The organism is Gilliamella sp. Nev5-1, assembly GCF_001690895.1.
Lineage (GTDB): Bacteria > Pseudomonadota > Gammaproteobacteria > Enterobacterales > Orbaceae > Gilliamella > Gilliamella apicola_C.
This window is the reverse complement of record NZ_LZHO01000002.1, coordinates 1-8,275: the sequence shown is the minus strand read 5'-3', so window position 1 is coordinate 8,275 and position 8,275 is coordinate 1. Positions and strand designations below refer to the sequence as shown.

Here is an 8,275-nt window from a genome sequence, read left to right as displayed (position 1 = left end):
CAGATTCAAAAAATGACTACTGCACGAAAAAATCTAGTTAAAAAATTTTTTAAAGACAACAAAAAACTAAATATCAATGATTTGATTAACTATTTTTATGATTTTGTAGAAAGAGCACCAGCTTGGATGTTTGGTGAAAACCAGAGAAACTGGGAGGCTAAATTTGAATACATTGTTAAGGATGAAACTTATACAAAATTCAAGGAGGGTACGCTATGAACGTGATCCCACATGACTTAGTTGCTGAACAAGCTGTGCTTGGCTCAATGATGTTAGATTTTCAATCAGATCGCTGTCAAAAAGCAATCTATTCATTGAAGCCAGAATCATTCTACAGCAGACATCATCAAGTTATTTTTGCTGAAATGCTTGAATTAAATCGTAAAAACTACCCGATTGATCTGATTACCTTGTCAGACAGTATGGAAGCAAAAGGAACTTTGAAAGATTGCGGTGGTTTAGCTTATCTGGCTGAATTATCCAAAAATACGCCGTCGATGATCAACGTTACAGCTTATGCTGGAATTGTTCGAGACAAAGCAATTGAACGCTACACATTGCAAAAATTAAACGACTGTAGCGCTATGATTTTTGAGAAATCAAATTTATCTACTAGCGACAAAATATCAGCTATTCACGCGTTATTTACGCAAATTGATGACTATAACAAAACTGGTAAAACAACTGGACTTAAGTCGTTAAAAACAATTGCTGATAAATGGACAGAAACCCTTGGACAACGATTAGAAAACGCAGATAGTGCACGTGGTTTATCAACTGGAATCAAAGCATTAGATGAGAAATTAGCACCTAAAGGGTTGGTTAGAGGCTCGCTGTTTGTGGTTGGTGCTCGTCCAAAAATGGGTAAAACCACTTTTGAAATAAACATGGCTCGTCATTGCGCTATGAATGAGAAATTACCTGTACTGATGTTTTCGTTAGAAATGCAAGATGAGCAAATGCTTGAAAACATTTTAGCCCAAGAATCAGCGGTAAATAGCAATATTTTCTATGACGGTGGTTTAGGTTCGGATTCAGAGTTTGCGCGTGTTATGCATCATTTGAACGAGTTAACAAATAGCGACAATATCTACATCGACGATACACCAGCAATAACACTATCTCATGTTCGCTCAGAAGCACGACGGATGGCCAGAGAAAAGGGACAAATAGGTATGATCATGGTTGATTATCTAACTCTGATGGAGAAGGAAAAAACAGGTGATGATACTCGTAATGATCTGGCTTACGGTGCAATAACTAAAGGGCTTAAAGCATTGGCTAAGGAGCTTAATTGCGTTGTTGTTATGTTAACTCAATTAAACCGTAATCTTGAATCCAGAGCTGATAAACGACCGATTCCAAGTGATAGCCGTGACACAGGGCAAATTGAGCAAGATTGTGACTACTGGGTGGGTATTTATCGTGATGCTGTTTACAACGATAACGCAGATAAAAACTTGATGGAAATTAACGTTGCTTTAAATCGCCATGGCTCAGGTAATTTTACTGTTTTTGCAGGTATTAACAATGGGCGTATTTATAACGTAGATCAACTGGAATCGCAGGCTAGAGCAAATCCAGAGCCGGCAAAAAAAGAGCGTAAATATGCGCGAGCAGGTTAACCACTGCCCACTCGGTATTAATCACATGCTCGACAAAATAGCGTATGACTATGTGAGAGCGATAAGAGAACCAGAAGCAAATACGGCAAAGATTAAACGGCAATTAGCAGAACGAGTTAAAAAATATTCAGAAGAAGACAAAATTAAATTACGGGAGTTGATACAAAAATGGCTTACAAAATAACAGCAACAATCATAAAAGACGGACACCAACCGATAAATTGGACGCATTTTACTAATGAAGAATTAACAGTCGAACAATGTATTAAAAAGCTATCAAACGGTAAAAAGAATTCTTTTGGGTGGAAAGTAAAAGAGCTAATTCGGCTTGATAACTTTGAGTGCGTGAGGGTTTAAGGATGACTAAATTAACACAGCAAAAGTTAGAAAAGGAAGTAGAAAGATTTAAAAAACATCTAATTACTCCAATTCCTGAGGGGATCGAAGATTATAAAAAAAATGAGTTTGTACAAAAAATTTTAAATCAAAATGTTGATTTTATTAGTTCTGCATTAATTGCATATCTAGCACGGGCTGAATTAGACGGGGGATCGGGTGATGAGTGACAACATAAAAAATCCAAAACACTATCAAATAATCGAAGGCATCGAATCTATCGACATTATCGCTCGAAGCATGACTGTAGAGCAGTTCAGGGGCTTTTGTCTCGGCAACATTTTGAAATATCGAATTAGAGCGGGCAAAAAAGATGCGTTAGAGCAAGACATTGCAAAGGCTAATGAGTACGAGAAGATTTTTGAAAATAAAAAGCGTTTGTGCGTTGACGGAGGAGTAGACGATGAGTGATGAAGTGATTGTAGCAATAGCTTCGTTTGTTTTTTTGGGATTCGTGATTTGGAGAGCAACTAAGTAATGGCAAATAAGAAAATATTTAAACTAGTTAGCGAAACAGTAAAAAACAATTTAATTAATTTTATTCGCTCATTACCAGTTGATAGTAAAAATCCATTAGTAGTTTGTATTCAAGAGATGACTAGAACTTTAGAGCAAAACGCCCGCATGTGGGCAACATTAACGGATATATCGAAACAAGTTAATTGGCACGGATTAACGCTAACTCCAGAAGAATGGAAGCACGTTTTTACAGCAACACTAAAAGGACAAAAAACGGTCCCCAATTTGGATGGGACAGGTTTTATTGTTTTGGGGCAATCAACAAGAAGAATGAGTAAAAAAGAATTGAGTGATTTATTGGAGTTAGCATATGCATTTGGAGCTGAGAAGGGCGTCAATTGGAGCGAGCAGTCTAAGTCAGATTTATTAATATTTGATTGGTACAAAGACCAATTATCAAAGGTGGCATGATGGGTTATTTAAAAGTTAATGGCAATAGGTATCAAAAGATATTTGCAGTTGGTGATTTACATGGTTGTTACGACTTACTTATGAGCAAGTTAAGTGACGCAGGATTTGATTTTAAACATGACTTACTGATAGCGGTTGGTGATTTAATTGATAGAGGTACGCAAAGCTTAGAATGTTTACGATTAATTAATCAGGATTGGTTTAAAACGGTTCGTGGAAATCACGAGCAAATGGCAATTAATGGAATTAATGGAGATGAACAATCATTATCTGCATGGCAATACAACGGTGGGGGTTGGTTTTTCACATTAAACGATTTAGATAAACAGGAAGCTGTTAACTTAATTAATAAGTGCAATGAATTGCCTTTAGTTATTGAGCTTTCAATCAATAACGAATTAATAGCGTTTGCACACGCAGATTATCCAGCAAATGAATATGTATTCAACAAGCCTATTGATTTAAATAAAGTGGTTTGGAGTCGAGAACGATTTGAAAAATATGACAATACAGGAATAAAAGGTGTTGAATTTTTTGTGTTTGGTCATACTCCGCAAAGAGAAGTGACGCCAGTTGCAAACAGGGTTTACATTGATACTGGGGCGTTTTTTTCTGGCAACTTAGTATTAACTAGGATAGACAATATTTAGGGTAGCATGATGAACAACGAACACAAAGAACAACTGAAACGATACGATGATAAAGAGCAAGAGTTAGAGCGAGCAATAGCAGTAGTTAGAGAACAACGCAGAGAATACATTAATCAGCATAATTTAAATAGAGTTAATGATGCCGAGAAAACACAAATTAATTAAAACAGATTTTAAATGCCCAGAATGCAATGGCGCTTGTTTATATAACGTTGATTGGGATTTGTATGTCTGTAATAGACCATTGGTTGGTGTTAACGGAGAAGTAAAAGGCTCTTGCGGTAAGTTTTACAAGAATAAAGCGAAGTTCAGACGATGAAGAGAGAAATAAAACAGAAAAAATGTAAAAACTGCGGTAAAAAGTTCGCATTATTTAACTCACTCGCCAAGGTTTGTTCAATTGATTGTGCTATTCAATATGCAAAAGATAACAGCGTTCAAGAGCAAACCAGAATTAAATTAACACGAATAACAAAAGAGAAAATTAAAACTCGGTCAGAGCATTTAAGAAAAGCGCAAACAGCATTTAATGCATTTATTCGAGAGCGAGACAAAAACGAGCCGTGTATCAGTTGTGGACGCTATCACACGGGGCAATATCACGCAGGACATTATCGTAGTGTTGGAGCATGTCCTGAATTGCGATTTTGCGAGCTAAATGTACACAAGCAATGTTCAGCATGTAATAACCACAAATCAGGGAACATCATTGAATACAGAATTAATCTGGTGAAAAAAATTGGCATTGAAAAAGTTGAATGGTTAGAGGGGTATCACGAACCAAAAAAATACACGATAGAGCAAATAAAACAGATTAAAGCTGAGTATAAGCAAAAATTAAAAGAGTTAAAAAAGGGTAGATAACAAATGCTAGCAGAATATATGTACGTTGATGATGAGCCAGATGTTAAGCAATTTGAAAATTATCTCAATAGTAAAAATTTATTTATTGAGAGAGCTAATGAGAACAATTTACTAGCCAAAGCTATTGATTTGTTAAAAATGTGGGGTGCATGCAATGCATATTCTAGCAGATGTGGCTATAAAAATGTTAGCGCTATGTTTTCAGAATTATACCCTAAACATAACCTTGTTTATATAGAAAACGAGCTAGAATTTATTGATGAATGCATGAGAAATGCTAAAAATTCTAAAGATTTAGCGTTAAGAGAACAATGGGAATTAGCAGATTTGTATTACCGTGGCATTGATGTTGTTATTGATGGCTCAGATGGGAGCGAGAGATTAACATTAAGAGAAATAGCAAAAATGAGAGATATATCAAAAGATACAGTTGATAGACGGCTAAAATCGTTTGAAAGTTATATTGTCGCTAATTTATCAAAAAGAAATGATATTTTTTATTAATTTAGTTGACGTGAGACAGAAAGTATACTACATTAGTCATGATGGGATTTTTATATATAAAGCTCGTAAATGCGGGCTTTTTTATTATCTGTTAGAAGTTAAATATGTTTAGAGATGGAATTATTTAATTATAGCAAAAAAATCTTGATTTCTTAAGAGCACAGTGGTATAAAGTACCCAGACTGGAATTTTTGTATCCAAACTGTTTTTAAATAGAAGCCCAATTTTAATAAGTTGGGCTTTTTTATTCTAATTTTGTAATTTTTATATTAAACTGCGCGCTTTCTAAGCGCAGGTAATATTAAATTATGAAAAAAATAGCTTTAATTTTAGTTTTATTTTTATTATTCCCGTCAATTTCAAATGCGAAAAATTGTAGAAAAGGCATACCGTGTGGCAATTCGTGCATATCAGCATCTAAAACTTGTCGAATAGGAACGTATTCAGTAGCACCGACGCCTAAGCCGAAAAAGTCAAAATCAGTGCCAACATCCGATCAAATTGCAATTAGTAAGCAAAATTTTGACAATGCGAAAACTCAGCTGACTAAATTATATAAATCAAATTCAACACAAACCGAATTTTACTGCGGATGTGATATTTCATGGACAGGTAAAAAAGGTGTTGTAGATTTTGGTAAATGCGGATATGAGCCAAGAAAAAATCAGGCTAGAGCTGAACGCATTGAATGGGAACATGTTATGCCAGCCGAAAATTTCGGACGTCATCTACAATGTTGGCGAGATGGTGGGCGTAAAGCGTGTAAAAAAGATGTTACCTTCAATCAAATAGAAGGGGATATGCATAACTTGCAACCAGCGATTGGTGAAGTAAATGGTGACCGATCCAATTATCGATACTCGCAATTTACTAACACGTTTGAACAGTATGGTCAATGTAAAACTGCTGTAGATTTTAAAGAAAGAAAATTCCAACCGCGCGACGAAATTCGAGGCGTAATAGCACGCACATATCTTTATATGTCTGATAAATACAAAATTAATTTATCTAATCAAGAAGAAAAGCTGATGGCAGCGTGGGATAAAATGTATCAGCCGCAAAAATGGGAATGCGAACGCAACAAACTAATAGAAAAAATTCAGGGTAATGATAATAAGTTCATTACAGAGCAGTGTAATAAAGAAAGCCTCTAATTGAGGCTTTTTTTGTTAGAGGAACAATGAAAATTTAAGCGATTTTTAGTTCAAGATGTTTACCAAGAGCAGACAGGGCTTTACTTATAGTATCAATTTTTGTCACATGATCTAGATTGACAATACGCTGTACCTCTTGAGGTTTTACATGAATGCGCTTTGCTAACTCAACGTTAGAAATATTTTGATCAATCATCTCATTTAGCAACAATACTTTTGCATAAAGACTTGCTGGTAAATCAATTAAATATTCTCCCTTTTTTGCTTTGCTTGGTAACGGTACTTTACGATGATCTTCAAAATAAAAATCCATACTTGTAATTAACGCATCTTGTGCCATATTTAAAGCATCTTCTAAGTCATCACCGCAGGTGATAGCTTCGGGAATATCTCGAAATGTAACAGTATAACCGCCATCATCTTTAGTTAATTTTGCTGGATAAAACATAATAACCTCTGTTTAAGTAAGCCCCCTTGCGAGGGCTTTTATTATTTTAGATTTAGTTGCTTTTTGATTGCTCTCATTGTGCCGTTTTTTAACTCTCGACTATGATGTCTTGGCATTGTTGATTGCTTTCCGTTGTAATAAAGTTTTATGTGATTACTTCCTTGCTTTACCTCAACACCTTGAGCAACTAACCATCTTAAAAACTCACTTTGTTTCATTATTCCTCCGTGTTGTTTTAAGATGTAATTATAATAAACAAAAATGTTTATAACGTCAACAGGAAAGTAAACAAAAATGTTGATTTTTTTGAGGCGCTTTATGACTGCAAAAGAGCAGGATAAATATTTAATCGATATTCTGGATGCTCTAAACAGCTCTAAAAAATCGGGTTCGCTAGAAGTTCCACTTTTCGCATTAGAAAGCGATGAGTCTATGCTAGTTTGGATTATGTCGCTTTAATAATTATTTGAGCTTAGTTTAATTGGGAAAACTATGGTCTTCAAATCATAATAGAGGTTCGAATCTTCTAGCTCATGCCAAAACAGTCCCCCTCATAACCTCTACACAATCTGGATAAATCTGGTTTGTGATACGTTTGGGGGCATCTACAGAATCGACAGCAAAGCTAGACACGCACACCACTCAATATAGCTAGTACGCTGTCACCTTATTAACTCATATGAAGAATAATAACATGTATAAATCATCAATCATGGAATGGTTGCAATCGAATGCGCCATTAATTTACGGTGTCATTCTATCCATCATTATAGCCTACGGTCGTTTAACATATGACGGGGTAGGCGGACGCCGTAAATGGGTTGAAGCGTTATTGTGTGGTGCGTTGTCATTAGCTGCTAGCAGTGGGCTAGACTATTTTGGCTTACCAGTTAGTATGAATCCGTTTATTGGTGGCGCAATTGGATTTTTAGGTGTTGATAAATTACGTCAAGTATCAAATTCAATGTTAAGAAAAAGGGTTGACAACAACGATGACTAAGCTAACTGAACATTTTACGCTAGAAGAGTTTACTCGCTCGACAACAGCTAGTAGATTAAAAATTGATAACTCTGTGCCTGCTGATTTAATGCCCAACGTGCAATTAACAGCTATTAAGCTGGAGTTGGTAAGAAAAGCTTTAGGTAAGCCAATTATTATCACGTCTGGATATCGCTGTCCTGCGCTAAATGCTAAAGTTGGCGGTGTAGCAACAAGCGCTCACACAAAGGGATTAGCGGTAGACTTTAAATCGTCATTCGGTACGCCTAAAGAGATTTGTCAACAGTTGGTTGATGCTGGGGTGCAGTTCGATAAATTAATTCAAGAGCATAATCAATGGGTGCACATTGGTTTTAGTCCGACACATAATCGCCAAATAGTGTTAACAGCAGCCAAGCAGGGCGGTAAAACGGTTTATTTGAGTGGTTTAAAATGAATAAAACATACACGGCAATAGCGATTATTTTTACATTTATGATTTATGTTATTGTTAATTTGTGTAAAGACAAAGAAGCAATTCAAAAAACAAACGATGAACTGCTCGGAAAAATCGAACAGTTAAATCAGAACATCGCTAAAAACAATCAAATCATAGCAGATAATGAGCAAAGCAAACGCGAGCTAGAAAACCAATCGCTAGAACGTCAGGAGCGAATCAATGAGCAACTTAAAAATAATGACTGTGCTAATGAGCGTGTTCCTAG

General features: G+C 35.7%; 17 protein-coding genes and 1 pseudogene. 16 read left to right on the top strand and 2 right to left on the bottom strand.

Features of this window, described 5'->3' with window-relative positions:
* The 12 genes and pseudogenes from A9G41_RS00115 to A9G41_RS00060 all read left to right on the top strand — a co-directional run.
* Positions 1-219 (top strand): annotated as a pseudogene (locus tag A9G41_RS00115) (helix-turn-helix domain-containing protein); the annotation flags it as partial.
* Entirely contained in the window at positions 216-1,625 is a 1,410-nt protein-coding gene (locus tag A9G41_RS00110) for a replicative DNA helicase (protein ID WP_075539159.1), read from the top strand. The pseudogene A9G41_RS00115 and the gene A9G41_RS00110, both read left to right, overlap by 4 nt.
* The gene (locus A9G41_RS00105) at positions 1,609-1,809 is read left to right on the top strand and encodes a hypothetical protein (RefSeq protein WP_065582607.1); all 201 of its coding nucleotides are present in this window, start codon (positions 1,609-1,611) and stop codon (positions 1,807-1,809) included. Before A9G41_RS00110 ends, A9G41_RS00105 begins: the two co-directional genes overlap by 17 nt.
* Positions 1,794-1,982 carry a DUF1187 family protein gene (locus tag A9G41_RS00100; RefSeq protein WP_065582608.1) on the top strand — a complete coding sequence of 63 codons (189 nt, stop codon included), beginning with the start codon at positions 1,794-1,796 and terminating at the stop codon, positions 1,980-1,982. The genes A9G41_RS00105 and A9G41_RS00100 overlap by 16 nt, the downstream gene beginning before the upstream one ends.
* A 2-nt stretch (positions 1,983-1,984) precedes the next feature.
* Positions 1,985-2,191 carry a hypothetical protein gene (locus A9G41_RS00095; protein WP_065582609.1) on the top strand — a complete coding sequence of 69 codons (207 nt, stop codon included), beginning with the start codon at positions 1,985-1,987 and terminating at the stop codon, positions 2,189-2,191.
* Positions 2,184-2,432 carry a DUF3310 domain-containing protein gene (locus A9G41_RS00090; protein WP_075539158.1) on the top strand — a complete coding sequence of 83 codons (249 nt, stop codon included), beginning with the start codon at positions 2,184-2,186 and terminating at the stop codon, positions 2,430-2,432. Before A9G41_RS00095 ends, A9G41_RS00090 begins: the two co-directional genes overlap by 8 nt.
* Positions 2,433-2,498: 66 nt before the next feature.
* Positions 2,499-2,951: a recombination protein NinB gene (locus A9G41_RS00085; RefSeq protein WP_065583501.1), complete on the top strand. Its 453-nt coding sequence runs from the start codon at positions 2,499-2,501 to the stop codon at positions 2,949-2,951.
* Positions 2,948-3,601: a metallophosphoesterase gene (locus A9G41_RS00080; protein WP_065583500.1), complete on the top strand. Its 654-nt coding sequence runs from the start codon at positions 2,948-2,950 to the stop codon at positions 3,599-3,601. Before A9G41_RS00085 ends, A9G41_RS00080 begins: the two co-directional genes overlap by 4 nt.
* Before the next feature lie 9 nt (positions 3,602-3,610).
* The gene (locus tag A9G41_RS14130; RefSeq protein WP_179854663.1) at positions 3,611-3,766 is read left to right on the top strand and encodes a hypothetical protein; all 156 of its coding nucleotides are present in this window, start codon (positions 3,611-3,613) and stop codon (positions 3,764-3,766) included.
* Positions 3,767-3,916: 150 nt separating this feature from the next.
* A complete protein-coding gene (locus tag A9G41_RS00070; RefSeq protein WP_065583498.1) occupies positions 3,917-4,465 on the top strand; it encodes a recombination protein NinG in 549 nt (182 codons plus the stop codon).
* A gap of 18 nt (positions 4,466-4,483) precedes the next feature.
* Positions 4,484-4,969, top strand: a complete 486-nt coding sequence (locus A9G41_RS00065; protein WP_179854662.1) for a hypothetical protein — start codon at positions 4,484-4,486, stop codon at positions 4,967-4,969.
* A gap of 308 nt (positions 4,970-5,277) precedes the next feature.
* Positions 5,278-6,123 carry an endonuclease gene (locus A9G41_RS00060; RefSeq protein WP_081302278.1) on the top strand — a complete coding sequence of 282 codons (846 nt, stop codon included), beginning with the start codon at positions 5,278-5,280 and terminating at the stop codon, positions 6,121-6,123.
* A 34-nt stretch (positions 6,124-6,157) separates the two neighbouring features.
* On the opposite strand, the gene A9G41_RS00055 is transcribed toward A9G41_RS00060, so the two are convergent.
* Positions 6,158-6,571 carry a type II toxin-antitoxin system HicB family antitoxin gene (locus A9G41_RS00055; protein WP_065583496.1) on the bottom strand — a complete coding sequence of 138 codons (414 nt, stop codon included), beginning with the start codon at positions 6,569-6,571 and terminating at the stop codon, positions 6,158-6,160.
* Between the two features lie 41 nt (positions 6,572-6,612).
* Positions 6,613-6,789, bottom strand: coding sequence for a type II toxin-antitoxin system HicA family toxin (locus A9G41_RS00050; RefSeq protein WP_065583495.1), 177 nt, complete (start codon positions 6,787-6,789; stop codon positions 6,613-6,615).
* A 100-nt stretch (positions 6,790-6,889) separates the two neighbouring features.
* On the opposite strand from A9G41_RS00050, the gene A9G41_RS14125 reads away from it, so the two are divergent.
* The 4 genes from A9G41_RS14125 to A9G41_RS00030 all read left to right on the top strand — a co-directional run.
* A complete protein-coding gene (locus A9G41_RS14125; RefSeq protein ID WP_176700510.1) occupies positions 6,890-7,030 on the top strand; it encodes a hypothetical protein in 141 nt (46 codons plus the stop codon).
* Positions 7,031-7,265: 235 nt separating this feature from the next.
* Positions 7,266-7,571: a phage holin, lambda family gene (locus A9G41_RS00040; protein ID WP_081302152.1), complete on the top strand. Its 306-nt coding sequence runs from the start codon at positions 7,266-7,268 to the stop codon at positions 7,569-7,571.
* Positions 7,564-8,007 carry a D-Ala-D-Ala carboxypeptidase family metallohydrolase gene (locus A9G41_RS00035; protein ID WP_065582152.1) on the top strand — a complete coding sequence of 148 codons (444 nt, stop codon included), beginning with the start codon at positions 7,564-7,566 and terminating at the stop codon, positions 8,005-8,007. The genes A9G41_RS00040 and A9G41_RS00035 overlap by 8 nt, the downstream gene beginning before the upstream one ends.
* Positions 8,004-8,275 (top strand): hypothetical protein (locus A9G41_RS00030; RefSeq protein ID WP_143425377.1); only part of this gene is annotated, 272 nt, incomplete at its 3' end. The genes A9G41_RS00035 and A9G41_RS00030, both read left to right, overlap by 4 nt.

Coding starts and splice junctions, on each gene's coding strand:
- A9G41_RS00110 (WP_075539159.1), top strand. CDS start 216: ATGAACGTGATCCCACATGACTTAGTTGCTGAACAAGCTGTGCTTGGC.
- A9G41_RS00105 (WP_065582607.1), top strand. CDS start 1,609: ATGCGCGAGCAGGTTAACCACTGCCCACTCGGTATTAATCACATGCTC.
- A9G41_RS00100 (WP_065582608.1), top strand. CDS start 1,794: ATGGCTTACAAAATAACAGCAACAATCATAAAAGACGGACACCAACCG.
- A9G41_RS00095 (WP_065582609.1), top strand. CDS start 1,985: ATGACTAAATTAACACAGCAAAAGTTAGAAAAGGAAGTAGAAAGATTT.
- A9G41_RS00090 (WP_075539158.1), top strand. CDS start 2,184: ATGAGTGACAACATAAAAAATCCAAAACACTATCAAATAATCGAAGGC.
- A9G41_RS00085 (WP_065583501.1), top strand. CDS start 2,499: ATGGCAAATAAGAAAATATTTAAACTAGTTAGCGAAACAGTAAAAAAC.
- A9G41_RS00080 (WP_065583500.1), top strand. CDS start 2,948: ATGATGGGTTATTTAAAAGTTAATGGCAATAGGTATCAAAAGATATTT.
- A9G41_RS14130 (WP_179854663.1), top strand. CDS start 3,611: ATGAACAACGAACACAAAGAACAACTGAAACGATACGATGATAAAGAG.
- A9G41_RS00070 (WP_065583498.1), top strand. CDS start 3,917: ATGAAGAGAGAAATAAAACAGAAAAAATGTAAAAACTGCGGTAAAAAG.
- A9G41_RS00065 (WP_179854662.1), top strand. CDS start 4,484: ATGTACGTTGATGATGAGCCAGATGTTAAGCAATTTGAAAATTATCTC.
- A9G41_RS00060 (WP_081302278.1), top strand. CDS start 5,278: ATGAAAAAAATAGCTTTAATTTTAGTTTTATTTTTATTATTCCCGTCA.
- A9G41_RS00055 (WP_065583496.1), bottom strand. CDS start 6,571: ATGTTTTATCCAGCAAAATTAACTAAAGATGATGGCGGTTATACTGTT.
- A9G41_RS00050 (WP_065583495.1), bottom strand. CDS start 6,789: ATGAAACAAAGTGAGTTTTTAAGATGGTTAGTTGCTCAAGGTGTTGAG.
- A9G41_RS14125 (WP_176700510.1), top strand. CDS start 6,890: ATGACTGCAAAAGAGCAGGATAAATATTTAATCGATATTCTGGATGCT.
- A9G41_RS00040 (WP_081302152.1), top strand. CDS start 7,266: ATGTATAAATCATCAATCATGGAATGGTTGCAATCGAATGCGCCATTA.
- A9G41_RS00035 (WP_065582152.1), top strand. CDS start 7,564: ATGACTAAGCTAACTGAACATTTTACGCTAGAAGAGTTTACTCGCTCG.